Annotated in this window: 24 protein-coding genes; 17 read left to right on the forward strand and 7 right to left on the reverse strand. The window is 66.9% G+C overall.

Annotation, left to right across the window (positions count from 1 at the left end):
• Positions 1-109 precede the first annotated feature (109 nt).
• A complete protein-coding gene (locus tag L810_RS48370; protein ID WP_021157927.1) occupies positions 110-265 on the reverse strand; it encodes a hypothetical protein in 156 nt (51 codons plus the stop codon).
• Positions 266-1201: 936 nt separating this feature from the next.
• On the opposite strand from L810_RS48370, the gene L810_RS08345 reads away from it, so the two are divergent.
• The 7 genes from L810_RS08345 to L810_RS08375 all read left to right on the forward strand — a co-directional run bounded on the left by L810_RS08345 (position 1202) and on the right by L810_RS08375 (position 6693).
• The gene (locus L810_RS08345) at positions 1202-2830 is read left to right on the forward strand and encodes a tyrosinase family protein (RefSeq protein ID WP_021157928.1); all 1629 of its coding nucleotides are present in this window, start codon (positions 1202-1204) and stop codon (positions 2828-2830) included.
• Between the two features lie 87 nt (positions 2831-2917).
• Entirely contained in the window at positions 2918-3349 is a 432-nt protein-coding gene (locus L810_RS08350) for a hypothetical protein (RefSeq protein WP_042973781.1), read from the forward strand.
• A gap of 108 nt (positions 3350-3457) precedes the next feature.
• The gene (locus L810_RS08355) at positions 3458-4120 is read left to right on the forward strand and encodes a hypothetical protein (RefSeq protein ID WP_155836144.1); all 663 of its coding nucleotides are present in this window, start codon (positions 3458-3460) and stop codon (positions 4118-4120) included.
• Positions 4121-4506: 386 nt separating this feature from the next.
• A complete protein-coding gene (locus L810_RS08360) occupies positions 4507-5163 on the forward strand; it encodes a hypothetical protein (protein ID WP_021157933.1) in 657 nt (218 codons plus the stop codon).
• Between the two features lie 108 nt (positions 5164-5271).
• The gene (locus L810_RS08365; protein WP_021157934.1) at positions 5272-5604 is read left to right on the forward strand and encodes a RebB family R body protein; all 333 of its coding nucleotides are present in this window, start codon (positions 5272-5274) and stop codon (positions 5602-5604) included.
• Positions 5605-5798: 194 nt separating this feature from the next.
• Complete coding sequence (locus L810_RS08370; RefSeq protein ID WP_021157935.1) at positions 5799-6173, forward strand: RebB family R body protein; 375 nt, start codon at positions 5799-5801, stop codon at positions 6171-6173.
• Positions 6174-6369: 196 nt separating this feature from the next.
• Positions 6370-6693: a RebB family R body protein gene (locus tag L810_RS08375; protein ID WP_021157936.1), complete on the forward strand. Its 324-nt coding sequence runs from the start codon at positions 6370-6372 to the stop codon at positions 6691-6693.
• Positions 6694-6769: 76 nt separating this feature from the next.
• Here the strand turns inward: L810_RS08375 and L810_RS08380 are convergent, their stop codons facing one another.
• Positions 6770-7444, reverse strand: a complete 675-nt coding sequence (locus L810_RS08380; RefSeq protein WP_042973784.1) for a Crp/Fnr family transcriptional regulator — start codon at positions 7442-7444, stop codon at positions 6770-6772.
• Between the two features lie 404 nt (positions 7445-7848).
• On the opposite strand from L810_RS08380, the gene L810_RS08385 reads away from it, so the two are divergent.
• The 8 genes from L810_RS08385 (at position 7849) to argE (ending at position 13990) form a co-directional block, all read left to right on the forward strand.
• On the forward strand, positions 7849-8406 hold the full coding sequence (locus tag L810_RS08385; RefSeq protein ID WP_021157937.1) for an RNA polymerase sigma factor: 558 nt from the start codon (positions 7849-7851) through the stop codon (positions 8404-8406).
• 105 nt (positions 8407-8511) lie between these two features.
• Positions 8512-8805 (forward strand): RebB family R body protein, encoded by a 294-nt coding sequence (locus L810_RS08390; protein WP_021157938.1) that lies wholly within the window; start codon positions 8512-8514, stop codon positions 8803-8805.
• 23 nt (positions 8806-8828) lie between these two features.
• Positions 8829-9458 (forward strand): hypothetical protein, encoded by a 630-nt coding sequence (locus tag L810_RS08395; protein ID WP_021157939.1) that lies wholly within the window; start codon positions 8829-8831, stop codon positions 9456-9458.
• A gap of 157 nt (positions 9459-9615) precedes the next feature.
• Positions 9616-10062, forward strand: a complete 447-nt coding sequence (locus tag L810_RS08400) for a hypothetical protein (protein WP_021157940.1) — start codon at positions 9616-9618, stop codon at positions 10060-10062.
• A gap of 226 nt (positions 10063-10288) precedes the next feature.
• Complete coding sequence (locus tag L810_RS08405) at positions 10289-11629, forward strand: flavin-containing monooxygenase (protein WP_021157942.1); 1341 nt, start codon at positions 10289-10291, stop codon at positions 11627-11629.
• Between the two features lie 81 nt (positions 11630-11710).
• Positions 11711-12148: a RidA family protein gene (locus L810_RS08410; protein WP_021157943.1), complete on the forward strand. Its 438-nt coding sequence runs from the start codon at positions 11711-11713 to the stop codon at positions 12146-12148.
• Positions 12149-12156: 8 nt separating this feature from the next.
• On the forward strand, positions 12157-12834 hold the full coding sequence (locus L810_RS08415; RefSeq protein ID WP_021157944.1) for a DUF1028 domain-containing protein: 678 nt from the start codon (positions 12157-12159) through the stop codon (positions 12832-12834).
• Positions 12827-13990 carry an acetylornithine deacetylase gene (gene argE, locus L810_RS08420; RefSeq protein WP_021157945.1) on the forward strand — a complete coding sequence of 388 codons (1164 nt, stop codon included), beginning with the start codon at positions 12827-12829 and terminating at the stop codon, positions 13988-13990. The genes L810_RS08415 and argE overlap by 8 nt, the downstream gene beginning before the upstream one ends.
• A gap of 58 nt (positions 13991-14048) precedes the next feature.
• Here argE and L810_RS08425 read toward each other — a convergent pair whose 3' ends face one another.
• Positions 14049-14972, reverse strand: coding sequence for a LysR substrate-binding domain-containing protein (locus L810_RS08425; protein WP_042973786.1), 924 nt, complete (start codon positions 14970-14972; stop codon positions 14049-14051).
• A gap of 402 nt (positions 14973-15374) precedes the next feature.
• Between L810_RS08425 and L810_RS08430 the strand changes: the two genes are divergently transcribed.
• Positions 15375-16796 (forward strand): purine-cytosine permease family protein, encoded by a 1422-nt coding sequence (locus tag L810_RS08430; RefSeq protein ID WP_021157947.1) that lies wholly within the window; start codon positions 15375-15377, stop codon positions 16794-16796.
• Positions 16797-16933: 137 nt separating this feature from the next.
• On the opposite strand, the gene L810_RS08435 is transcribed toward L810_RS08430, so the two are convergent.
• From L810_RS08435 to L810_RS08450, 4 genes are all read right to left on the reverse strand, one after another.
• Positions 16934-19213: an FdhF/YdeP family oxidoreductase gene (locus L810_RS08435; RefSeq protein ID WP_021157948.1), complete on the reverse strand. Its 2280-nt coding sequence runs from the start codon at positions 19211-19213 to the stop codon at positions 16934-16936.
• A gap of 124 nt (positions 19214-19337) precedes the next feature.
• Positions 19338-22184, reverse strand: a complete 2847-nt coding sequence (locus L810_RS08440) for an ATP-dependent Clp protease ATP-binding subunit (protein ID WP_021157949.1) — start codon at positions 22182-22184, stop codon at positions 19338-19340.
• A gap of 628 nt (positions 22185-22812) precedes the next feature.
• On the reverse strand, positions 22813-23082 hold the full coding sequence (locus L810_RS08445; protein WP_021157951.1) for a hypothetical protein: 270 nt from the start codon (positions 23080-23082) through the stop codon (positions 22813-22815).
• Between the two features lie 102 nt (positions 23083-23184).
• A complete protein-coding gene (locus tag L810_RS08450; RefSeq protein WP_021157952.1) occupies positions 23185-24000 on the reverse strand; it encodes a family 1 encapsulin nanocompartment shell protein in 816 nt (271 codons plus the stop codon).
• A 439-nt stretch (positions 24001-24439) separates the two neighbouring features.
• Between L810_RS08450 and L810_RS08455 the strand changes: the two genes are divergently transcribed.
• Positions 24440-24829: a GIY-YIG nuclease family protein gene (locus L810_RS08455; protein WP_021157953.1), complete on the forward strand. Its 390-nt coding sequence runs from the start codon at positions 24440-24442 to the stop codon at positions 24827-24829.
• Positions 24830-24914: the final 85 nt, after the last annotated feature.

Raw genomic sequence — 24914 nt, forward strand, 5'->3', positions numbered from 1 at the left:
AGGAAACGGGCCGCCTGGGTCAGGCGCGCCACCAGCAATGCACGTTCGGCGAGGCGGGTCGGGTTTCCATTGCGCGAGTATAGCGTAGTGCGGGGACGGACGTGCCGTCTCAGCGGATGACGGACTCCATCGCAAGGTAGGCGGTTTCGGCCGACGGCCACAGCAGGTACAGCAGGCCGGCCATCAACAGCAGCGCGCCGGCGCGTACCAGCGGCGTGCGGTCTTTCTCGCGCGGGAGGCGGGTGGGCGGCTTCGAGTTCTTCATGCTTGCTGGCGCGCGAGGCGCCACTCCAACGGTTGCTGCAACGGGTCGGGTGAGGCGACGCCGGGGTGTTGCGGGGTTCGACGGGGGCTGGGGTGCGGCCGGGCACCGTGCCCGGGCGGGCCGGCGGGGTTGGCCGCTGGCGGGCATAAAAAGGGACGGTTGAACGCCCTTTGGCTGCCATCCATGCCGAGGCGACCGGCATCCTACCAGTTCGGTGGCGTGGACACAGTCAAGAATTGTCGGGGGCAGGGGGCGCAGGAGGCAGGGGGCGCGTCGAATGGCCGTGACGCTACCGGCTCGGGATAGGGTCATCCAGATGCCGTGATGCAACCTTGCCCGTTCTCCGCGAGCTTTCAGTCGCATGCGTGGCAACTGACAACCGTAAGGTGCCCGTCGATCGATGGTATTCGTCAACATCGTCACGTACCTGTGATTATCCCGATTCTGCTTTTTACTATCGCGTCGTAAATGCATTCGATTATTTAAGAAAATTAAAAGGGCCAATCATCACTTTCGCCTCCGGATTTTTTTGAGAATCCAGGTCGCCTTGTCCTTGCTAAAACCAATTCCATCTGCTTTATTTACACATACCAAATCAGGATAAAACGCTAACGGGGTATCACGGTCACTTTGTCGGGTATTGGTGCCTGACGAAGTGACATCGATTCACTACAGCATCCCTACGATCTGAAGGCGGAGCCCCTTTCCCGAGGGCGTGCTACGCCTGTTGCGCGTGTCCGCGCCCATGGAGGCGATCAGGTGACCACGCGGGCCCGCCCATGGCCCGCCGATTAATGCTTTCAAAATGCCACATGCTATTTGAATAAAACGAATTCGATTGAGCGCGAGTTTAAATGTTTTATTAACTACCTGCTTACGTTCAAAACCTGGCGGCCAAACCCCCTAATGCCACCCACGAAGGAGGCTGGATATATCATGAATAACGCATCTGGAGTCAGAGTTCGTCCGTCGATCGAATCGTTGCAAGTCGAATATCGGAAAGGCAACAAAAAGCCGCTGGAAGACCTGATGCGCGCATGGAAAGGCATCAAGGCATTGCCGCCCGACGATCCGAACTCGTTCTTCATGATCGGCGGCTTCCACGGCGAGCCGTTCCGCGGCGCCGGCTGGGGCTCGGCGTCTTACTGGGGCGGTTATTGCAACCACGGAAACGTGCTGTTCCCCACCTGGCACCGTGCGTACCTGCTGCGGCTGGAACAGGCGCTGCAGAGCATCCCCGGTTGCGAGCAGGTGATGCTGCCGTTCTGGGACGAAACCAGCGAAGAGTCGCTGACGAAAGGCATCCCGTGGGCACTGACCGACCCGGATTTCGAGCTCGACGGCGAAAAGATTCCGAATCCGCTGGCCTCCTTCACGTTCAACCGGGCGATCACCGACAACATCAACGGCGACGATCCGAACTACAGCAAGCCGCTGCCGTACGTCACGGTTCGCTACCCGCTGTCGGGGCTCGTGGGTACCGACAAGGACCGGGCCGCGACCGAGAAGCACAACGCCAGGTTCAAGGATGCCAAGGAGAACGTGGTGTTGCTGAACCGGAACATCGTGGACTGGCTCACGTCCTACATCGTCGTGAAGGGCAACGTGGTGCCGACCAACGTGAAGCGCAAGTTCGAGCAGTGCCTGGACGCGCCGAACTACACGGTGTTTTCCAACACGACGTCCGCGGCCCAGTGGAACGAGAATCTGCCGGAAGGCGCGATTCCCGTCGTCCCGCTCGAGTCGCCGCACAACAAGATTCACCTGGCGGTCGGCGGGTTCGACGTGCCGCACGGCCCGAACAAGGGCGACTTCTCGCCGATTCCGGGCGCCAACGGCGACATGGGCGAAAACGACACGGCGGGCCTCGACCCGATCTTCTATTTCCATCACTGCTTCATCGATCGCGTGTTCTGGCTGTGGCAGAAGCGGCACGGCTTCACGCAGCACCTCGACGTCATCGCCGAGTATCCGGGCACCAACTCGGTCGACGCGCAGGGGCCGACGCCGGGCACGGTGCCCAACTCGTGGCTCACGCTCTCGTCGCCGCTCGATCCGTTCAAGAAGAGCGAGAACGGCAAGGAGCGCGCCTATACGTCGCTCGACTGCATCAACATCGAGGAGCAACTCGGGTACACGTACGGCCCCGGTTCGCTGGAAGACCTGCCGAAGCTCTCGCTGGCGGCGACGACCGTGCCGGCCGGCAACAGCAGCAAGGTCGTGCGCGTGTCCGGGCTGAATCGTGCGCCGATCGCGGGGTCGTTCCTGGTCTCCGCGTACGTCAACGTGGACGGCGAGCGGCACCTGCTCGGCACGGAGGCCGTGCTGAGCCGCTGGAGCGTGCAGTACTGCGCGAACTGCCAGACGCACCTCGAAGTGAAGGCGTTCTTTCCGCTGGACCAGTTCTCGGTGAGTGCGGTGGAGGGGGCCCAGTACGACGTCGAGATCCATACGCGCGAAGGCGTACGCCTGCAGACACAACCGGCTTCGCCGCCCGCTTCGCAAGCCGTCGCCGGTGCGGCTCCGCAGGCCGCGCCGAAACTGTTCCGGCTCGAGGTCCGGTAACGACGGCGCGTGACGAACCGGCGCCATCGCGTGGCGCCGGTTCACTTCGGTATTTCGACGACACGGACATGAAGGGGAGGCGCGCGCATGAGCTACACACCCGAAACCGGCAGCCTGGTGGGCCAGTGGACCTATCGCAGTTTCCTGAACGATCCCGATCCGGCCACCGCATTCAACGACCTGGAATTCGGCCTCGGCACGATCGAGATCGCGCAGGCACCGGCGGGCATTTTCAAGGGGCGCATTTTCGGCCCGGGATGGGAGCTGCAGCTCAACGGCTGGATCAGCTACGGGAATCCCGGCACCGTCCGCTTCCAGGGGCGCGGCGTGGTCAGCGGCGAGGAGTGGGTCTACGACTATGTCGGGTACGTGAGCGCGCCCTGGCCCAACGGCATCAACCAGCGTCCGGCGCTGACCGGTTCGATCGTCCGGACGGTTCCGCATGCGAGCGGCAACGGCGGCGTCGCGCCGGCCGGGGTGGTGTGCTCGTGGTACGCGGTCATGCGAGATCCCGTCTGAACGGCCATGACTGCCCGGAGTGCTCCGCCGGCCGACCCGGCCAGGCGTCCGGCGACGGTGACGGGCGCGATCCGCGCATGCGTGGAGGCCGGGCCCGCGCGAACGTCCATGCTCCCGATGCCCGAACGCGTGCGCGGCGCGCTGGCGTTCGCGACCCTCGGCTACCTGGCGTGTGACTTGCCGACGAGGCTGCATGGTGCCCCTTCCAGCTGGATATGGAACGGCATCGGTGCGCTTGCCTGCGGCGTGGCGGGGTACTCGACGAGAGGCGGATCGCCGGGCAGGTGCGCGCGCCGGTCGATGCTCTGGTGCATGGCTGCCATCTGCGCGGGACTGACGCTCGATGCGATGCGGGCGCCCCTCGAGGCCATTCTCGACATCTGCGGCGGCACGCTCGATACCGGTGCCATGTGGAACATGCTGGTGCTCCATCTCCAGTGGTTCCCGATGTCGATGCTGGCCATGCTGGTGCTGTTGATTCGGCGCGAAGCCGACCGCAAGGACGGGCATCGACGCGGCCCGGTACGCGTGCTCGTCAGGGCGCCGGTGCGGGTCGCGCTCGAATTCGCGGGGATGTTGCTCGTCATGGCGCTCGGCATGACCGCGATCAGGGCAATCGCGTTCAGCGTGGGGCTGCGTTGGGATACGAGCGGCGTGGCCTTTGCGATGCTCGTCAGCATGCTGGCGTTCTACGCACTGAGCGATCGAGCGGCCCTCGCAGAGGAATCGCTGAAAGGCCGCTTGCGAAACAAGAACGGCCAGATTACTTAGGATGGCAAAAAACAGGTTGGAGATCGAATTCGGCGGAACATGATCGTGGCGCAGGTCGATCTCAATGAAAGAGACCACGCACCGGGCGGCGGGCGAACGCAGCGCAACGGTATCGGCCGGCATGCGCGGCGGCACGGCTTGCCTGCGCATTGTCCGCCGGCGTAGGCGCGACGCACGGCGACAACCGATTTCACAGACCCGTCGCACGGTTCGTCCCTGCAGCGGTCCCGCCGAAATTTCCGGCGGGGCCGCCGTCTGTCCATTTCCCGGAGAACACCATGCGATATCCATTGCAGTACGCCGGCGCTGGCGCCCCTGCGCCGCGTCCATCCGTACCCGAACCGCACGCACCGGCGCCGCGGGCCGACTTCGAGGAGGCGTGAGCCATGAGCGACGACGCACTCGACCCGTTGCTGCGGCAGTTCGCGGAGAAACGATTGGGACGGCCGCTCGAGCCGGCTGAAGAACGGGCGCTGCTCGAGCGGCTGCCGGGTCGTCACGCGGCCCAGCCGGCCCCGGCGGCCGGCGCGGCCGGCACGGCCACGCAGGCGAGCGCCGCGAACCCGCCATTGCCGCGCTTGAAAACCCGGCAGGAGGCGCGCGAGCAGGTCAAGCATTTTCTGCAGCTCAACCAGCAGAAGGCGTACGAGAAGATGCGCGGCATCCTGCAGACGATCGACGCGCAGAACGAGACGACCCTCGGCATGCTGGCGTCGGAACAGCAGAAGGTGTCCGGCGTACTCGACGCGCACGAGCCGCCGGACGACGCACCGGCGTCCGCTGCGGCCGACATCCAGGACAGCACCCGCGAGGCGCTGGCGGTGATCGGCGAACAGCTGACCGGCCTCATCCGGCAGGAAATCGACGCCTGCTTCCGGCACTACGTCGATTCGCTCGCCGAACGGCTCGCCGTGCGGCTCGACGCGATCGACGAGCGGCTGCAACGCATCGGCGCCCGTCCGGCCGAGATGCACGAACCGGCCGCTGCTGCCACAGCCACTGCTTCTGTTCACGATACCCCCGGGCCAGCGTCCATGGAGTAGCACACCGGGCATGCGGTTGAAGTCGAGCGGCTGAAGTCCGGCGGCTGGACACGAGACCGGCCGGCCCCGATGTGCGACCTCTCAACTACGTGAATCAAGGAGCAAAAAATGGGTGATACGTGTCAGGTGTGCCAGGTCAATCCCGCGATTACCGATGCCGTCACGCAGGTCAACGTCAAGGTGGTTGCCGAGGCGCCGGCGATGGCGATGGGCTCGCTGTACCAGGCCCAGAGCCACTCGCTCAGCATCCTGTTCGAGAACGCGGTGCAGCAGCAGTCGCAGGCCGCGATCCAGTCGCAGACGTCGACGAACGTGGGGACGATGCAGCTCTACACGATCGGGCCGGAAAGCGCGGGGGCGGCCGCCACGGAAATCGGCGCGAACGGGATCATCTCCATTCTGGCCGACGTGATCGCGATCGGGAAGGCGATGCGCCCGTAACGCGCGGTCGCCGCGCCGTGGTCGAGCGGCGGCGCAAGCGGCTCGGGCCGCCGATCCGCCGTGCCGCCGCGTCGCCGAACCGCAGCACGTCCGCCGGCGCCTGAACAGCGGTGCCGCGCGGTGTTCCGGAGCAAACGACAGGACGGGTAGAGCCGATTCGATGCGGCGCCCGTTCGCAAACCAGGAGAAATTCGATGGCAAATGATACAAGCGCCCCGACGGATCCGAAGGATCCGAAAGACCCCTGCAACTGCAAGACGTGCGCGGTCAATGCCGCGATCACCGACGCCGTCACGCAGACCAACGTCAAGGTGGTGGGTGAAGCGCCGGCGATGGCAACGGGCTCGCTGTACCAGGCCCAGAGCCATTCGCTCAGCGTGCTGTTCGAGAACGCCGTGCAGCAGCAGTCGCAGGCCGCGGTACAACTGCCGACCTCGACGAACGTGGGCACGATGCAGCTCTACACGCTCGGGCCGGCGAGCGCCGGCGCCGCCGCGACGGAAATCGGCTCGAACGGCGTGCTGTCCGTGCTGGCCGATGTGCTCGCGCTCGGCAAGGCGCTGGCCTGACGCGTAACCCGGCGTCGACGCCGGGCGGCGGCCCCGATCCTCGCGGCTGTCGCCCGGCGCCTGTCGTCGTCCCGACGCTCGCGACGACGAGCGCTCGCACGCACCGATGCAGCCGCCGGGCGCACGTCGCCGACCGACCCATTCATGCGTTCGCCGTGACTGCCTCGCAGCGGGCGGGCAAACCAGGAGCAACGACATGCCGGAACAGGTTTCCGCCGCGGTGACCGATGCGGTCACGCAAGCCAACGTCAAGGTGATGGGCGAAGCGCCCGCCGTGGCCTTGGGCACGCTCATGCAGTCGAACAGCCATGCGTCCGCGATCCTGCTTCACAACGCGGTGCAGATGCAGGCGAACCAGGCGATGTCCAACCTCGCCGCCACGACCGTCGGCGTCATGCAGCTCTACGCCGGCTCGCCGGTGGCGGTGGCCGCCGCGGCGCGCTCCGCGAACGACAACCTTGCGTCGCAACTGACCGCCGTCGCGCAGCTGATGAACGCCATCGGCCACTGGCGCGGCTGATCTTCCCCGCGTGCCGCGCAACCCGGCGCGCGCGACCTCCTGCCGCCGCGGCGTCGCGGCGCACGCGCCCGGCGCGTCAGTTGGCGTTGACGATGGTCCGCAACTGCTCCGGCTTCTCGATCGTCACGCCGTGCGCGTGAAGCCGGATCAGCCCGTCGCGCTGCATCTTCTGCAGGCTGCTGTTCAGTCGCGGCCGGCTGACGTTGAGCATTGCGGCGAGGATGCTCTGGCTCTCCGGCAGCCGCACCTCGAGATCGTTCCCTTGCATGCGGTTCAGCAGATGGCGCGCGAGCCTGGCTTCGAGCCGGTACAGGCACGTCGATTCGACGAAGTCGCTCAGCTGGTGCACGTGCCGGCACAGCTGCTCGTGGATGCGCTCCATGAAATCCGCGTTGGCCAGCAGCGGTGCGAAGTACTGGCGATGCAGCAGCGACACGCGGCAGTCGGGGCTCAACTGCGCGGTGAAGCTGCGCCGGTGGGCACGAACCAGCGTGTTTTCGCCGATGAGTTCACCCGGCAACGAGTGGCCGAGAATGAGTTCGCGTCCGCCGGGTTCGTGCAGTGTCTTGTACACGCGGCCGCAGTGCACGAAGGCGACGAAATCGCCCGGATCGCCCTTGAAGAACAACAGGCGATTGCCGTGTTCGGGCCAGGGCGCGAGATGCCGCTCGATGTGAGCGAGCAGGCTTTCCGGAAGATCGGCGAGTATCGGGATATTGCACAGCGTTCGACCGTTGACGAGGGCAGGCATGTTTTCCGTGCAAGGTTGTTTGACGATGCGGCCACCTAGCGAAAAACGCTGCCTTTGGCATTACGTGAAAATGAATGATGAAAATAACCAGATAATGGGAAAGTGATCCCGATATGGTTTTGCTTCGGCGCCAGGGACCTTTGGTCTACCGACATCGGCAGCAGCGTGCCGGCGTAATCGCATCGCGGCGGCAGTCGCCATTTTTCATCGAAATGCCAGTGGTTACGCTCGGCGGCGCGCCCGAAACGACGGATGAGGAGATGCCGGGGAATTAAAGTTTCCGTTCACAATAATCAAGAAAATTTACACGAAGCGATTATCTTTAAAACGGTGTTACGCGGGTAACAGCGCCATTCCCGGCACCGAATCGATTCTGTGTTTTCCATAAAAAAGGAAGGCACGGGATGACAACCTCGAACCAGCACGCTGTTTCGACGCCTGAGTCACCGGCGCAGCAGCTCGATCACACGTGGCGGGAAATGCAGGGGAAATTGCGGCGGCGCGCGCGCCTGTTGTGCAAGGGCGATATCCACCGCGCCGACGAACTGCTCTCCGATACCGCGCTCAAGGTCCACATCTACCTGCAACGTTCGCCAGAGCGTGTCCGGAACCTGGCCGGCTTTCTCTTTCTGGCGCTGAACCACGCGTTCCTCGACGGCGCGCGCCGCCGTGTGCGCGAAAGCGGCATGCTCGAATTCGACCCGGGCTGGGACGACGATCACGCCGTCGAGCTGGCCGGCCACGCGCCGTCGGTGGAGCAGCAGCTGCTGCTCCGGCAACAGCTGCTGCGTCTCGAGCAGGTGCTGTCCACGCTCCCGTCGCAGCAGCAGATGCTGTTCACGCTGAAGTTCGAGGAGGACCGGCCCTATCTGCACATCGCGGCGACGCTCGGGATCAACGAGCCGCTGGCCAGGAAGCGTGTCGAGCTGCTGCGCAGGAAATTGCGCGAGGAACTCGCGTGAGCGCGTTCACGAACGCGGGCATGCAGCGTTCCTAACGGCATGCGCGGCGTCGATGGCCCGCCGTTCCTTCAATCGCATGCCGGAGCCGAGATCCGAGGAGGCCTCGTGGCAGACAAAGTCAATGAGCAGGTTACCGACGCGCTGACGCAGACCAATGTCAACGTCGTCGCGGGATCCCCGGCCCAGGCGCTGGGCATGCTTTACCAGATGTTCAGCCAGGCCGTCGGCATCTCGGCGCAGAACATGACGCAGCAGCAGGCGGCGCTGAACCAGATTTCGAACGCCGTCGTGTCGAAGGCGGTGGCCATGATCCTGTCCGTCGAAGCGTCGCCGAAGCCGGCATCGGGCGGCGCGGCGCAGGCCCCGGCGGCCGGGCCGCAGACGGGCTCCACGCATTAGTCGACTCTCGGGATACCTGAACCATGAACATGAAAGGCCTTTTGGGCGGACGCGGCGACGGTGCGCCGCAGGCGCCGCACGATGGCGCGCCCGCGGCAGCAGGCGCAACGACGCCGGCCGACGCAACGATGCCCGCCGATGTCGCGCCGCCCGTCGCGGCGCCGAAGGCCGGCGCGCGCGCATGGCCGGTCAACCGGCTGCGCAGGCTCACCGATGCGCTGAAGGCGCCGAACCAGGTCGCCGGTCCGGCCGGGGGCGGCGGTTCGGTGCTGCAGACCGTGCAGGCGATCAACGCGGAGGCGGCGTCCTACGCGACGACGCAGATCGCCGTCGGCCCGAACATGATGATCACGCAGGCGGGCGGGATGGTCGCGCAGGCGGCGGCCAACTACTTCGAGGCGTCGACGTCGCTGGCGATCGCGGGCAAGAGCGTGCTGATGAAGGACCTGGCGCAGAAGACCATCGACGAGAACGTGCGCGGGATGGCGATGGATGCGGTGGGCCTGCTGTTGACCGACCTGTTCGTCGCGACGGCGGCGGTCGTCGCGGGTGCCGCGGAGGCGATCGAAGGCGAGGCCGCGAGCATCGCGCTCGACAAGATCGACGAGAGCCTGCAGCGGTATCAGGCGCTGCTGGACAAGAAGGGGGCGTAGCGCGCGACCGCGCGCGGCGGCCAGGAATCAATCGACACGACCCGCCGGGCCGCCAGGCCCGCCGCGGGAGGTGAGCGGCGGGAACGACGCGTGTCCGCTTTCGCGGACACGTCGCGGGCCCGCCACCGGCAGTCCCATCGAGTCAAGTGAGGAACCCATGCCCTACGACATTCAGAACGTACAAGGTCCCGCGCCGCTGGCGGTTGGCGAGCGCATCTGGGGAGACGCGGCGGAAATCGATTTCGGCGCGATGACGAGCTGCATCGCGCTCGTCGAGCAGACGCCGGGCCAGCCGGCGTCGGTGCGCGCGATCCATCTGTCGATCGTCAGCGACGACGGTACCAAGGTGTACGACCCGTCGGCGAACGTGGCCGGGCAGGTCGAGACGATCATGCAGCAGAGCGGCGACCTGCGTACCTGCCTCGGGCGCATCGATCTCTGGCAGGCCAGCGAGTCGCAACAGCTGCGGGATTTCTTCGCCGCGCTGATGCTGAGCCTCGACATGCAGAACTGGGTGCCGTTGCCGGACGGCAACCTGCGGGTGCGGATCAACGGCGGCGTGATCCAGTATCGGCAGGGCGCCGGCGCATGGACGAACGCGTAGCCGGCGCGACCGGTTGAAGCCGGCGCCCGCCGTCCGGGCGGGCGCCGGTGCAACACGGGCGTGTCGTCCCGTGCCGCTCGCCGCCCGCGCGCCCCCAGCTTTTTGCTCATCAACACCAACAAAAATCATCATTTCGCCGCAAGCGGCGTGTCAGCAGAATGTCTCCATTCCAGCTCGAGCGACAGCACGCGCGTCGCGCCGAGCCGCACTTCAGAAGGAGACAGCCGTGGCAGTCGAAACAACCTCAATCGATACGCTCGTCGTCGGCGCCGGTCAGGCCGGCGTGGCCATGAGCGAGCACCTGGGCAAGCTGGGCGTGCCGCATCTCGTGCTGGAGCGCAGCCGCATCGCCGAACGCTGGCGCACGGGGCGCTGGGATTCGCTGGTCGCGAACGGCCCCGCGTGGCACGACCGCTTCCCGGGGCTCGAATTCGACGGCCTCGACCCCGACGCGTTCGCGTCGAAAGACCAGGTCGCGGACTACTTCGAAGCGTATGCGCGCAAGTTCGACGCGCCGATCCGCACCGGCGTCGAGGTGAAGCGGGTCGTGCGCAATACGGGCAAGCCGGGTTTCGTCGTCGAGACCTCCGACGGCACGATCGAGGCGAACCGCGTGGTCGTCGCGACGGGGCCGTTCCAGCGCCCGGTGATTCCGCCGATCGCACCGGACGACGCGCGCCTCGTGCAGCTTCATTCCGCCGACTACCGCAACCCGGGCCAGCTCCCGGACGGCGCGGTGCTCGTGGTCGGCGCGGGTTCGTCGGGCGTGCAGATCGCCGACGAGCTGCAGCGCGCGGGCCGCCGGGTCTACCTGTCGGTGGGCCCGCACGACCGCCCGCCGCGCGCGTATCGCGGCCGCGACTTCTGCTGGTGGCTCGGCGTGCTCGGCGAATGGGACAAGGAAGTCGCGACGCCCGGCCGCGAACACGTGACGATCGCGGTGAGCGGCGCGCGCGGCGGCCATACGGTCGATTTCCGCAAGCTCGCGAACCAGGGCGTGACGCTCGTCGGGCTGACGAAGTCGTTCAGCGGCGGCGTGGCCACGTTCGAGCGCGACCTCGCGATCAATCTCGCGCGCGGCGACGAGAACTACCTGTCGCTGCTCGACGCGGCCGACGCCTATGCGGCCCGCAACGGCCTCGACCTGCCGGCCGAACCCGACGCCCGCCACATCCTGCCGAACCCGGACTGCGTCGCGCACCCGATCCTCGCGCTCGATCTCGCCGGCGCGGGCGTCACGTCGATCGTCTGGGCGACGGGATATGCGGTCGACTACGGCTGGCTGAAGGTCGATGCGTTCGACGCGAACGGCAAGCCGCAGCACCAGCGCGGCGTGTCGAAGGAGCCGGGCATCTATTTCCTCGGGCTGCCATGGCTGTCGCGGCGCGGCTCCAGCTTCATCTGGGGCGTGTGGCACGACGCGCGGCACATCGCCGATCACATCGCGACGCAGCGCACCTACCTCGAATACCACGACGCATCGCAGCGCCGCTCGGCATCGCGCCCGGAGCCGGGCGGCGCCGCGTCGCAGGCCGACGCGCGGCCGCTCGCCGACGCGGTCAACTGACCGACCCCATGCTGCCTGCCGTACCGCGATGGTGTTCGCGCCCGGTGCGGCGGCGTGCCCCCTGACGACTGAAGGATTTCGATGAGCCAACCGACCCATACCCGTATCCGCATGTTCAACACGAAGGATACCTACCCGAACCAGACGCTCGACAACGACCTGTGCCAGGCCGTGCGGGCCGGCAACACCGTCTACGTGCGCGGCCAGGTCGGCACCGACTTCGACGGCAACCTGGTCGGCCTCGGCGACCCGCGCGCGCAGGCCGAGCAGGCGATGAAGAACGTCAGGCAGTTGCTGGAGGAAGCCGGCAGCGACCTCACGCACATCGTGAAGACGACGACCTACCTGATCGACCCGCGTTATCGCGAGCCGGTGTACCAGGAAGTCGGCAAGTGGCTGAAGGGCGTGTATCCGATCTCGACGGGGCTCGTCGTGTCCGCGCTCGGCCAGCCGCAGTGGCTGATGGAAATCGACGTGATCGCCGTGATTCCGGACAACTGGCAGCCGAACCGCGCATAGGAGGCGATATGACTTTTTCCATCGTCGGGCGCTGCCCGGAGACGGGTCAGCTCGGCATCGCGATCAGCTCGTCGAGCATCGCGGTGGGCGCGCGCTGCCCGTGGGTGCGCGCGGGCGTCGGCGCCGTCGCGACGCAGAACATCACGCTGCCGGCGCTCGGCCCGCAGATCCTCGACCTGATCGAGCACGAACAGCTCGCGCCCGCCGCGGCGCTCGACCGCGCGCTCAGCGCGAACGGCTGGAGCCAGTACCGGCAGGTCACGGTGATCGATGGGCAGGGACAGGCGGCGTGCTTCACCGGCAAGGAAGCGCTCGGCACGCATCACGCGGTGCGCGGCGAACAGTGCGTGGCGGCCGGCAACCTGCTGGCTTCGCCGGACGTGATCGACGCGATGGCGCGCGCCTTCGAGCAGGCACCCGGCCTGCTCGCCGATCGCCTGCTCGCCGCGATGCATGCGGCGATCGCGGCCGGCGGCGAGGCGGGGCCGGTGCATTCGGCCGCGCTGAAGGTGGCCGGCGACGTGACCTGGCCGATCGTCGACCTGCGCGTCGACTGGGCCGATACCGATCCGGTCGGGCAGCTCGACGCGCTGTGGCGGGCGTATCGGCCGCAGATGCAGGACTACCAGACGCGCGCGCTGAACCCGACCGCCGCGCCGAGCTACGGAGTACCGGGCGATGAATGACACGTCGAGCCGCGCGTTGCTCGAGCGGCTGATCGGTTTCGCGACGGTCAGCCGCGATTCGAATCTCGAGATGATCGGTTTCATCCGCGACTATCTCGCGGACTTCGGCGTCGAGAGCGAACTGTTCTACAACGAGGAACGGACGAAGGCGAGCCTGTACGCGACGATCGGTCCGGGCGATCGCGGCGGCATCGCGCTGTCGGGCCATACCGACGTGGTGCCGGTCGACGGGCAGGCTTGGACGGTCGAGCCGTTCCGGCTGACCGAGCGCGACGGCCGCCTGTACGGGCGCGGCACGGCCGACATGAAGGGCTTCATCGCGTCGGCGCTCGCGGCTGTGCCGGCGTTCGTCGCGCGTCCGCTGCGCGTGCCCGTGCATCTCGCGTTCTCGTACGACGAGGAAGTCGGCTGCCTCGGCGTGCGGCCGATGCTTGACGCACTGGCCGCGCGTGCGCACCGGCCGCGCCTGTGCCTGATCGGCGAGCCGACCGAACTGAAGCCGGTGCTCGGCCACAAGGGCAAGCTCGCGATGCGCTGCCACGTAAAGGGGGCCGCGTGCCATTCGGCGTATGCGCCGTCGGGCGTCAACGCGATCGACTATGCGGCGAAGCTGATCGGCCGGCTCGGCGAGATCGGCGCGGCGCTCGCGCGGCCCGAACGGCACGACGGCCGTTTCGATCCGCCGTTCTCGACCGTGCAGACGGGGTTGATCAAGGGCGGCCGCGCCCTGAACATCGTGCCGGCCGAATGCGAGTTCGACTTCGAGGTGCGTGCGCTGCCGGATTTCGACGCGCACGACGTGCCGCGCAAGCTGCAGGACTATGCGGAATCCGAACTGTTGCCGCGAATGCGTGCGGTGCGGCCCGACACCGATATTCGATTGCAGCCGTTGGGCGCGTATCCGGGGCTGGCCACTGCGCCGGACGGCGAGGCCGCGCGCCTGCTCGCGATGCTGAGCGGTTCCGATGCGTTCGGCACGGTCGCATTCGGCACCGAGGGCGGGCTGTTCGCGCAGGCCGGGATTCCGGCCGTGGTATGCGGGCCCGGCAGCATGGACCAGGGGCACAAGCCCGACGAGTTCGTCACGCTCGACCAGCTGCATGGATGCGACGCGATGCTGGGTCGTCTGGCTGCGTATCTGTCGTCGGCCGCCTGAAATCGTCACTGCAAACACGCACGCACCGCCTCGCGCGGTGCGTGCGTGTTTGCGCGTCTTATCTCGCCGTTTCCGCGACGATCTGCGCGAGCCGCTCGCGGCAGAAGTCGACGAACGACTGCGCCTGCTTCGTGAGCTGGCCGCGCTTCAACCGCGCGCTCACGAGCCCCGACGGGCTCACCGTTTCGCTGAGGCCGATCGTCACGACCCGCTGGCCGTCGTATGTGTATTCGGAATGCGGGCGCGTGACGAGCAGCGAAAAGCCGAACCCCTGGCCGACCATCCCGCGCACCATCTCGATCGACGGCGACCCGAACACGATGTTCGGCGTCAGCCCGAGTTCGTGAAAGAGGCTGACGAAATACGTGCGGCTCGGCTGCACGTCGAGCAGGATCATTGGCTCGACGCAGAGGTCACGCAACGACACGTGCGTCTGGCCCGCGAACCGGTGGTTCTCCGGCAGCAGCACGTACGGCTGCTGCGGCGGCATCAGCGGCTCGGTCTCGATCGTGCCGTCGAGATCGTGGTCGTACATGAGCGCGAGATCGAACGTGCCGGACGTGAGGCCCTGCACGAGTTCCTGCTGGTCGCCGTCGCGCAGCCGGATGTTCACGCCCGGGTAGCGCTCGCGAAAGCCCGCGATCAGTTGCGGCAGGTAGAGCGGCGCGACCGTCTCGAAGCAGCCGATGTCGATCTGCCCGGTGATCACGTCGTTGTCGGCGAGCGCGTTCTGTTCGAATTCGTGCGCGATGCGCAGCAGCTCCTGCGCTTTCCGGTAGAAGCGCGTGCCGCCCGGCGTCAGCGATACGCCCTGCGCATGATGGCGGATGAACAGCTTCACGCCGAAGCTTTCTTCCAGCCCCTTGATCGCGCTGGAGATCGACGGCTGCGCGATGAAGAGCTGGCGCGAGGCCTCGGCCACGCTGCCGGATTCCACCGTCGTCACGAAGTATTTCAGTTGCCGCAAAGTGTAGTGAGCCACACGCACCTCTGATGCACGGCCCCGGCGTGCCGCCCGGGCGCAATCTGTCCATGGTTGTGCGTAGCACCTTACCTGAAAGGCCCCGGCGCCGGAATTTCCGCTGCAGAGCTTTTTCGTATGTCCCGGAAATATTTTTAGTATTTTCCGGTCGCGATACCCGTGGCGCACCATCGTCTCCAACCTGGATCGCGAAGATCACCACGATCACGAAGCGGCCGCACACGTGCCGGCGGGGCATGTCATCCGTCCCCGCGAGTGTATTGGCTGCTGCGTTCGACTCCGCCGCGCGTGCACGCGGTGCGTCGTCGTTCGCGTATCCGGACCCGATTGCAGGCGCGCACCCCGACGCGCGCCGGCTGACACGGCACGCGCGCATCGCCGCGCAGGACAGGAGACTTCACCATGACGAACGCGGAACGCAATGCGTCCCCGATGATAGAGAAGCACACGATCGGCTACGTGCCGCCCGCCGAGCGCCACGGCAAGGTGCGCGACCTGTTCACGCTCTGGTTCGGCGGCAACATCGCGCCGCTGCCGATCGTGACCGGCGCGCTCGGCGTGCAGATGTTCCACCTGAACCTGCTATGGGGCATCGTCGCGATCGTCGTCGGCCAGGCGGTGGGCGGCGTGCTGATGGCGCTGCATTCGGCGCAGGGGCCGCAGATGGGCATCCCGCAGATGATCCAGAGCCGCGCGCAGTTCGGCTCGTGGGGCGCGCTGCTCGTGACCGTGATCGCGGCCGTGATGTATGTCGGCTTCTTCGCGTCGAACATCGTGCTCGCCGGCAAGTCGGTGCACGGCATCGCGGCGTCGGTGCCGGTGCCCGTCGGCATCGTGATCGGCGCGGTGGGCTCGGGGCTGATCGGGATCGTCGGATACCGGTTCATCCACATCCTGAACCGGATCGGCACGTGGGTGCTCGGCATCGGCATCGTCGTCGGCTTCTGGATGATCCTCACGCACGTGACGACCGACGATTTCCTGACGCGCGGCGGCTTCGACTTCGCGGGCTGGCTCGCGACGGTGTCGCTGTCGGCGTTGTGGCAGATCGCGTTCGCACCGTACGTGTCGGACTATTCGCGCTATCTGCCGGAAAACGTCGGCGTGGCGTCGACGTTCTGGGCGACCTACCTCGGCTGCACGATCGGCTCGACGCTCGCGTTCATCTTCGGCGCGGTCGCGGTGCTCGCGGTGCCGGCCGGCGCCGACACGATGGATGCGGTCAAGCAGGCGACCGGCCCGCTCGGCCCGCTGATGCTCGTGCTGTTCCTGCTGAGCGTGATCAGCCACAACGCGCTGAACCTGTACGGCGCGGTGCTCGCGGTGATCACGTCGGTGCAGACGTTCGCGTACAAATGGATTCCGACCGCGAAGGCGCGCGCGGTGGTGTCGGTCGTGATCTTCGTCGCGTGCTGCTACGCGGCGATCGGCGCGTCGACGAACTTCGTCGGCAACCTCGTCGATCTCGTGCTCGCGCTGCTCGTCGTACTGGTGCCGTGGACGGCGATCAACCTGATCGACTTCTACGTGATCCACAAAGGCAAGTACGACATCCAGTCGATCTTCATGGCCGACGGCGGGATCTACGGCCGCTTCAACCCGCAGGCGCTGCTCGCGTATGCGATCGGCATCCTGGTGCAGATCCCGTTCATGAACACGCCGATGTATGCGGGCCCGATTCCCGCGCATCTTGGCGGCGCGGACCTGTCGTGGCTCGTGGGGCTCGCGCTGACGTCGCCGCTGTACTACTGGCTCGCGACGCGCGACAGCGCGTATCGGCGCCGGCAGACGGGGGCGACGATGCCGCCGACGGCGGCGCGGTAAACCGGGCGTCGTTCGGCGCGATGAAATGAAAAGGCCGCCGCATCGGTTGCGATGCGGCGGCCGGGAAAGGCGGGAGCGGGGCGGCAGGCGGGTTCAGGCACGCGGCGTGCCGCGACGCGAACCTGCCTGCCCGCGGATCAGACCACCGCCGAGCGCGCCACCCGCACCGGCACCGACTTGTACGACGGCGTGCCGCTTTCCTTGTCGATGTAGTCGAGTGGCACGAGCACGTTCGCTTCCGGGTAGTACGCGCCGACCGAACCCGGCGCGATGTCGTACTCGATCGCGGTGATCTTCTCGAGACGCAGCGTGCGGCCCGAGGCGGTGATCGTCTCGATGTCGACGAGGTCGCCGTGTTCGAGCCCGTACTTCGCGAGATCGGCCGGGTTCATGAACAGCACGTCGCGACGCCCGAACACGCCGCGATAACGATCGTCGAGCCCGTAGATCGTCGTGTTGTACTGGTCGTGGCTGCGCAGCGTGATGAGCCGCAGCACCTGCTCGCCGCCGAGCACGTCGGCATCCTCCTTCACGCCCTTGTAGACCGAGAACATCGCCTTGCCGGTCGGCGTCGGCCACACGCGTTCGGTGGGCGGCAACGGCAGCCGGAAACCGCCCGGCGTGCGGATGCGTTCGTTGAACGCCTCGAAGCCGTCCACCGTGCGGTCGATCAGGTCGCGGATGCGGTCGTAGTCGGCGATCAGGTCGAGCCATGCGACCTTGCTGTTCGGCAGCGTCGCATGCGCGATTCCCGCGACGATCGCGGGCTCCGAGCGCAGCTGGTCGGACGCCGGCTTGAGCTTGCCGGCCGACGCGTGGACCATCGACATCGAATCCTCGACGGTGATCGACTGCCGGCCGGTGGCCTGCATGTCGAGCTCGGTGCGGCCGAGCACCGGCAGGATGAAGGTTTCCTTCGCGACCAGCAGGTGCGAGCGGTTCAGCTTCGTGCCGAGATGCACGCTCAGGTCGAGCTTCGACATCGCCGGGAACGACTGTTCCGGATCGGGCAGCGCGACCGCGAAGTTGCCGCCGAGGCACAGCAGCGCCTTCGCGGTGCCGTCGATCATCGCCTGCATCGCCTGCACCGCGTCGTGCCCGTGATGCGCGGGCGGCGTGAAGCCGCACACGTCCTCGATCTTCTTCAGGAACTCGGCCGACGGCTTCTCGGTGATGCCGACCGTGCGGTTGCCCTGCACGTTCGAATGGCCGCGCAGCGGGCACACGCCGGCGCCCGGCTTGCCGATGTTGCCGCGCATCAGCAGCAGGTCGGCGATCAGGCGCACGGTTGCGGTGCCCTTGTTGTGCTGCGTGACGCCCATCCCGTACGTGATGATCGTCGCGTTCGACTTCGCGTACGCGATCGCGACCTGTTCGAGCTGCGCCTGGCTGAGGCCGCTCGCGCGTTCGATGTCGTCCCACGACGTGGCTTCGAGGTCGGCCGAGAACGCGTCGAAGCCGTCGGTGTGCTGCGCGATGAAATCGCGGTCGAGCACGTTGCCTTGCTCGGCTTCGAGCTTCAGCAGCGCCTTCATGATGCCCTTCAGCGCGGCCGCGTCGCCGCCGGCGTCGACCTGGTAGTACGTCGACGCGATCCGCGTCGAGCCGAACGACGCCATCTCGATCATGTCCTGCGGGTCCGCGAAGCGTTCGAGCGCGCGCTCGCGCAGCGGGTTGAACACGATGATCGGCACGTTGCGCCGCGAGCATTCGTGCAGCGTGCCCATCATCCGCGGGTGGTTCGTGCCGGGGTTGTGGCCGATCGAGATGATCAGTTCGCAGTGGTCGAAATCCTCCAGCGACACGGTGCCCTTGCCGATGCCGATCGACTGCGGCAGGCCGACGCTGGTCGGCTCGTGGCACATGTTCGAGCAGTCGGGGAAGTTGTTGGTGCCGAGCTCGCGCGCGAACAGCTGGTACAGGTACGCGGCTTCGTTCGATGCGCGGCCCGACGTGTAGAACTCGACCTGCTCCGGCGGCAGCGCGCGCAGCACTTCGCCGATGCGGGCGAACGCATCGTCCCATGCGATCTCGCGGAACGTGTCGGTCGCGCGATCGTAGACGAGCGGATGCGTGAGCCGGCCCATGTTCTCCAGTTCGTAGTCCGACATGCGCAGCAGCGACGACACGGTGTTCGCCGCGAAGAACTCGGGCGTCACGCGCTTGGTCGTCGCTTCCCACGTGACGGCCTTCGCGCCGTTCTCGCAGAACTGGAACGTCGACTTGTGTTCCTTGTCGGGCCACGCACAGCCGGGGCAGTCGAAGCCGTCGGGCTGGTTGGTCCGCATCAGCACGATCGGCGCCTCGATGGTCTCCATCTGGGTGCGCACCGCGTCGGCTGTCGCGCGAAGCGCGCCCCAACCGCCGGCCGGCCCGTCGTACTTCCTGATGCCTGGCACTTCGCGTCGATTTGTCATGGTGAATCTCCAATAGCCGGGCCCGGTGCGGGTGGCTCGGTTGCGCCGTGTCGCGGCGTGGGGCGGCTCCGTCCGGCGGACGGAGCCGGTCATGCGTGCCCCGGGTTGCAGGGCATGCGTTGTTTTAGTGGGCGTCCTTCTTCGCGCCGGACGACTTCTTGCCCGACGGCTTCGCCGCGGGCGGCGGGGCGTCGGCGGGCGTGTCGTGCGGCTTCGCGTCTGCTGCCGCCTTGGCGGCCCGGCCGTTGGGCTTGGCCTTGCCGTCGGCTTCCTTCGTCTCTTTCGCTTCCTTCGCTTCCTTCGCTTCAGGCGCGGCGAGCTTGTTGAACTTCACTTCGTCGCTGTCCTTGTCGTAGTCGACCTCGCACTTGTCGCCCGACTTCAGCCGGTCGGCGAGGATCTCCTTGGCGAGCCGCGTCTCGATGGTCTGGCGGATCTGGCGCTTCAGCTCGCGCGCGCCGAATTCCGGCTGGTAACCGGCTTCGGTCAGGTGCTCGACGAGCGAATCGCCCATCACGAGCGTGATGTCCTGCGCGGCGGCCGTGCGGATCACGCGGTCGAGCTGGATCTGCACGATCGAGCGGATGTTCTCCTTCGACAGCGCGTGGAAGACGATCACCTCGTCGATGCGGTTCAGGAACTCGGGGCGGAAATGGCCCTTCAGCACCTGCATCAGTTCGTCGCGGATCGCCTTGTCGGTCTTGCGCGCGGCTTCCGGCTGCGTGAGGTTGTCCATGATGATCGCGGCGCCGAGGTTGCTCGTCGCGATGATGATCGTGTTGCTGAAGTCGACCACGCGGCCCTTGCCGTCGGTGAGGCGCCCGTCGTCGAACACCTGCAGCAGCACGTTGTAGACGTCCGGATGCGCCTTCTCGATCTCGTCGAGCAGGATCACGCTGTACGGGCGCCGCCGCACGCGCTCGGTGAGCTGGCCGCCTTCGTCGTAGCCGACGTAGCCGGGCGGCGCGCCGATCAGCCGCGCGACCGCGTGCCGCTCCATGTACTCGGACATGTCGATGCGGATGATCGCCTGTTCGTCGCCGAACACGGTCTCGGCCAGCGCCTTCGCGAGCTCGGTCTTGCCGACGCCCGTCGGCCCGAGGAACAGGAACGTCGCGATCGGCCGGTGCGTCTGGCCGAGCCCCGCGCGCGACAGCCGCACCGCATCGCTGACGGCCACCACCGCGTCGCTCTGGCCGACCACGCGCTCGCGCAGTTGCTCTTCCATTTTCAGCAGCTTCTGGCGCTCTTCCTGCGTGAGTTCGGACACGGGGATGCCGGTCAGGCGCGACACGACCTCGGCCACGGATTCGACCGTCACCTCGAGCGTCTCGGAGCCCGTCTTGCGCTGCCACGCCTCCATCATCTCGTCGACGGACTTCTGCTTCGCGTTGATCTGCTCCTCGAACTGCTTCGCTTCGTCGAAGCGCTTGCGCGAGGTCGCGTAGTCCTGCTCGCGCTTCAGTTGCGCGATCTGCGCTTCGCCTTCCTGAATGTCGACCGGGCGCGACGTCGCGCCGATCCGCACGCGTGCGGCGGCCTGGTCGATCAGGTCGATCGCCTTGTCGGGGAGGAAGCGCGACGTGATGTAGCGGTCGGCGAATTCTGCGGCCGCGACGAATGCGTCGTCGGCGAACGTCACCTGGTGATGCGCCTCGAGGCTGTCGCGCAGCCCGCGCAGGATCACGATCGTCTGCTCGACGCTCGGCTCCGGCACGAACACCGGCTGGAAGCGCCGCTCGAGCGCGGCGTCCTTCTCGATGTACTTCTGGTATTCGTTGAGCGTCGTCGCGCCGATCAGGCTCAGCTCGCCGCGCGCGAGCGCGGGTTTCAGCACGTTCGCGATGTCGAGGCCGCCTTCGCCGCCGCCCTGGCCGGCGCCGACGATCGTATGCAGCTCGTCGATGAACAGGATCAGTTCGTCCTGCTTCGCCGTGACTTCGTCGATCAGCTGCTTCGCGCGCTCCTCGAACTCGCCGCGATACTTGGCGCCTGCCACCATCGAGTTGATGTTGACTTCGACGAGCCGCTTGTCGCGCAGCACCTCGGGCACGTCGCCGTTGACGATCCGCTGCGCGAGCCCTTCGACGATCGCCGTCTTGCCGACACCCGGCTCGCCGATCAGCACCGGATTGTTCTTCTTGCGGCGCGCGAGCACCTCGATCGTGCTCTCGATTTCCTGCGCGCGGCCGAGCACCGGGTCGAGCTTGCCCTGGCGTGCGATCGCGGTGAGGTCGCGGCCGAACTTGTCGAGGTTCGGCGTGCCGGTCGGCGCATCGACGCGGCCGTCCTCGGCACCCTTGCCGACCACCTTCACGACTTTCTGGCGCAACGCCTCGGGCGTCACGCCGTATTTCTTCAGCAGCGTGCCGGCGACGCTGTCCGGCACCGACGCGAGCCCGATCAGCAGGTGCTCGGGGCCGATGTACGAGTGGCCGAGATCGCGCGACGCCTGGAACGCGTACTGCACGGCCTTCTTCACGCGCGGCGAGATCGACAGCTTGTCGAGCGGCGCATCGGGGTCGGCCGTGCCGGTGTGCGCGTGCTCGTCGATGTACGACCGGATGTCCTGCGGCGACAGCTTCAGTTCCTTCAGCAGCGCGGCGCACACGTCGGTGTCCGCGAGCGCGTAAAGCAGGTGTTCGGAATCGAGCTCGCTGCGGCGCAGCTCGTGCGCCTTCTCGGCCGCGCGCTGCAGCAGTTCCAGCGTCTGCTCGCTGAACGCGTCGGTCGGGTCGACCGATTCGCGCGGGACTTCGGCGGCAAGCGGCGATTCGTCACCGAGCCCGCCGAACAGCGACGACGAGCCGCCGCCCAGCAGCGAATCGAACGGGTTCAGCATGCTTTGATGCCGCATCAGCTGACGGAAGTGGTAGTCGCAGATCGAGATGGTCTTGCGCTCGCCGTCCTGCATCACGGTTGCGCGCGCGACGGCCGGCCGGGCGTGGCAGATATCGCAAAGTGCGGGCATGGTGGTCTGGCTCCTGTCGGTGAAAGTGGGTCGAAGGGTGAAGTCCCGATGCGGTGCGGCGCTTGCGCGGCCCGACCGCGAACGCACGACATGAAGCAGGGCGGCACGGCGGCGCGCGGGCCGTGCCCGGGCTGTCGCGCAGTGCGCGCCGGCGTCGTGCACGGTCGCGGTCAGGACGGCAGGCGTGCGTGCCGGGAGGAGCCCACGGCATCGCTTCGACTGCGTTCAAAATAGCGAATCGGCGGAGGCCATCCAAGACACAGTTCCACGCCGGCCCGGCCGCGAATTGCACCCTCGGATGCGAGCGCGCACGGACGAAGAGGAGCACAGACGCGCGGATGCACGGCGGCGCGGGCGTGCGCGGCACGCGTGACGCGCGGTGACGGGAAAGCGGGGCGGGCGCCACGCGAGCGGGGCGCGGTGCGACATGGGCGCGCAGGGCGCCGGTTGCAGGTGGATGGCGGGTGCCGCGGGTGGCCGGGCGCGACGGAAGCGCCGCACGGAGCGCATGCGGCGAGCGGCCGGATGCAACCATGCGCGCACCGCGGACGATGCGTGCGTGGCGGCCGAAGGAGCAGGCGGGTTGCACGGTCCGGCGCGGACGGGGCGCAACCGCGGCGTGCCGCGGTCAGTCCGGGAGGGTCATCGCGAGCCGTTGCCGGGCGATCTGCTTCACGTCGGTTGACAGTGCCGTATCCGGCAGCCCATTGGCCCAGACGGAGAACGAATCCTCGATCAGGTTGCGCGTGTCGGGCGGCAACTCGGCCAGGACCAGCGACAGGACGGTGAACAGCACGGCGGTATCGCCGGCCTGGCGGCTCGCGTTCGCGTCGACCGCCTTCTTCAACTGGTCGACCGACGCCCGCAGCGCCTGTAATGCCTCATTCGACTCGCTCATCACACACTCCATGCAAAGTGGGCTCGATCGGCGACGAACATGCGGCCGGCGGTGCGGCCGGCCGCGCGCGACGCCCGGCGGGCATCGCGCGGACAGCCTAGGTCAGGCCGTTGGGTTGCCCTGCGGTGCGACGGCCACCGATGCTTCGCTCGTCAGCATCAGGAACGTGAACGTTTCGCGCAGGTACAAGCGGACGACCTTGTCGGTATGGCTCGTGTAGCCGATCGATACGTCTTCCCCGAGATGCAGCTCGTAATCGCCGCCGCGCGTGGACAGCACGCAGCCGCCGCTGATCGCCGGCGCCCAGATGATCTCGCCGCTGACGATCCGTTTGATATGGCCGAGGACCGGATAACCCTGGTCGCGCGCCTCGCTGAGCGCCGTGTACGCATCCGAGCCGAGCACCACCGAATACGGGCCGTCGACGCCGGCCAGGCGGAGCGCCTCGAGCGCATCGCTGATCGCGTCGGGATACGCGCTGACGTCCGCCGGCAGCGTGAGCTTGCGATTCGACGTGCCTTCGCGGATGCCGACGATGCCGGCGGCCCGGTAGCCGTCGAAGATCGCGTTGTCTTCGGCGAACGCGAGCCGCTGCGCGGCGTCCTTCGCCGGTTGCCAGTCGGCATCGCGCGCGCCGCGCTCGACACTGTCGATCGCATCGCGGCTCAACTCGAACGGCACCGTCAGCTCGACGATCGTGCGGACTTCGCGCAGCCGCGCGTTCACGTGCTCGCGCGGCGCGTCGACGGCGACCAGGTGCCCGGTGCCGACGGCCGACAACTCGGGGCCTTCGGGGCCGTCGACATCGACGACGCGGCGGCCGGCCACCGATCGTTTGAACGTGCGTGCCACTTCCTCCTCGATTTGTTCCCAGGCGGAAGACGAGATCGGGGCGAGTTCGCGGTGCAGGTTATTCATGGATTTGGATTGCCTCACGTCAGCGGAAACACTTGATGGCGGGCCGATCGGCTGACGGGCTGTGCGTGATGCCAGCCTGCCGATCGCGGACGAAAATGAATATTAGCAGGCTCGATCGACACCGCTGCAGCACAAATCGAAACGACACCGTGCGGTCGCGCAACTGTGATGCAATTCGCGCGGTGCGGAGGCGGGCGAACACGGAATGCCGCGATTGGATTGCCGCGATACCCGGGGCGTGCCGGCGGCACCGTCGCCCGGGCCGCGTTCGACGCTGTGCGGAATCAATTCCGGTCGACGTCCTGTCGCGAGTCGTGCATTCTTACGAACATTCATCCAGCCGGGTGTCTGCCAGCAGGGGTTGGGCGGTCGTCGGAGCCGGGCCCGGATGAATCATAGACGCAGCCTATTGATGCTTCACAACAAGTGGAGGTCGTTCATGGCATTACAACTCGTCTCGCCCGAAGACAAATACATGCTGAAGACGGGCGTCATCAATCACGAGGATGTGATCGGGCATTTGCGGCAGGTATTGAACGCGTTCGCCGCGAAGCCGGAGTACAGCAAGTTCTATATCGGCATCACCAGCGACCTGTACACCCGGCTGGCGAAACATCGCGCCACCAAGCCTGACTTCAAGCTGATGGCACCGATCTATCTCGAAGCGCACAACCTGGTCGGGAACGCGTTCGACCGTCTGGAGCGCAAGGCCATCGAGACGTTCCGTACCGGCATCACGCACCCGCAATCCGGCGAACGGCTGCTGGCATGCAGCAACGGCCCGGGTGGGGCGTTGCCGAAGAACTGGCTCTATATTCTGGTGGGTTGAGTCGCGTGGGCGGCGTGCCGGGAATGCACGCCTGCGCGCGTAACCGTCCATAAGCGGTGGCGCCGTGGAGGGGGCTGTTGCGCGG

It is taken from the genome of Burkholderia sp. AU4i, assembly GCF_000466765.1.
GTDB lineage: Bacteria > Pseudomonadota > Gammaproteobacteria > Burkholderiales > Burkholderiaceae > Burkholderia > Burkholderia cepacia.

What these genes read in the sequence shown, in the direction of transcription:
- L810_RS08355 (WP_155836144.1), top strand. Translation starts at nt 3,458, where the DNA reads ATGCTCCCGATGCCCGAACGCGTGCGCGGCGCGCTGGCGTTCGCGACC.
- L810_RS08365 (WP_021157934.1), top strand. Translation starts at nt 5,272, where the DNA reads ATGGGTGATACGTGTCAGGTGTGCCAGGTCAATCCCGCGATTACCGAT.
- L810_RS48370 (WP_021157927.1), bottom strand. Translation starts at nt 265, where the DNA reads ATGAAGAACTCGAAGCCGCCCACCCGCCTCCCGCGCGAGAAAGACCGC.
- L810_RS08385 (WP_021157937.1), top strand. Translation starts at nt 7,849, where the DNA reads ATGACAACCTCGAACCAGCACGCTGTTTCGACGCCTGAGTCACCGGCG.
- L810_RS08350 (WP_042973781.1), top strand. Translation starts at nt 2,918, where the DNA reads ATGAGCTACACACCCGAAACCGGCAGCCTGGTGGGCCAGTGGACCTAT.
- L810_RS08435 (WP_021157948.1), bottom strand. Translation starts at nt 19,213, where the DNA reads ATGACAAATCGACGCGAAGTGCCAGGCATCAGGAAGTACGACGGGCCG.
- argE (WP_021157945.1), top strand. Translation starts at nt 12,827, where the DNA reads ATGAATGACACGTCGAGCCGCGCGTTGCTCGAGCGGCTGATCGGTTTC.
- L810_RS08455 (WP_021157953.1), top strand. Translation starts at nt 24,440, where the DNA reads ATGGCATTACAACTCGTCTCGCCCGAAGACAAATACATGCTGAAGACG.
- L810_RS08430 (WP_021157947.1), top strand. Translation starts at nt 15,375, where the DNA reads ATGACGAACGCGGAACGCAATGCGTCCCCGATGATAGAGAAGCACACG.
- L810_RS08360 (WP_021157933.1), top strand. Translation starts at nt 4,507, where the DNA reads ATGAGCGACGACGCACTCGACCCGTTGCTGCGGCAGTTCGCGGAGAAA.
- L810_RS08395 (WP_021157939.1), top strand. Translation starts at nt 8,829, where the DNA reads ATGAACATGAAAGGCCTTTTGGGCGGACGCGGCGACGGTGCGCCGCAG.
- L810_RS08345 (WP_021157928.1), top strand. Translation starts at nt 1,202, where the DNA reads ATGAATAACGCATCTGGAGTCAGAGTTCGTCCGTCGATCGAATCGTTG.
- L810_RS08440 (WP_021157949.1), bottom strand. Translation starts at nt 22,184, where the DNA reads ATGCCCGCACTTTGCGATATCTGCCACGCCCGGCCGGCCGTCGCGCGC.
- L810_RS08380 (WP_042973784.1), bottom strand. Translation starts at nt 7,444, where the DNA reads ATGCCTGCCCTCGTCAACGGTCGAACGCTGTGCAATATCCCGATACTC.
- L810_RS08370 (WP_021157935.1), top strand. Translation starts at nt 5,799, where the DNA reads ATGGCAAATGATACAAGCGCCCCGACGGATCCGAAGGATCCGAAAGAC.
- L810_RS08445 (WP_021157951.1), bottom strand. Translation starts at nt 23,082, where the DNA reads ATGAGCGAGTCGAATGAGGCATTACAGGCGCTGCGGGCGTCGGTCGAC.
- L810_RS08375 (WP_021157936.1), top strand. Translation starts at nt 6,370, where the DNA reads ATGCCGGAACAGGTTTCCGCCGCGGTGACCGATGCGGTCACGCAAGCC.
- L810_RS08415 (WP_021157944.1), top strand. Translation starts at nt 12,157, where the DNA reads ATGACTTTTTCCATCGTCGGGCGCTGCCCGGAGACGGGTCAGCTCGGC.
- L810_RS08400 (WP_021157940.1), top strand. Translation starts at nt 9,616, where the DNA reads ATGCCCTACGACATTCAGAACGTACAAGGTCCCGCGCCGCTGGCGGTT.
- L810_RS08450 (WP_021157952.1), bottom strand. Translation starts at nt 24,000, where the DNA reads ATGAATAACCTGCACCGCGAACTCGCCCCGATCTCGTCTTCCGCCTGG.
- L810_RS08410 (WP_021157943.1), top strand. Translation starts at nt 11,711, where the DNA reads ATGAGCCAACCGACCCATACCCGTATCCGCATGTTCAACACGAAGGAT.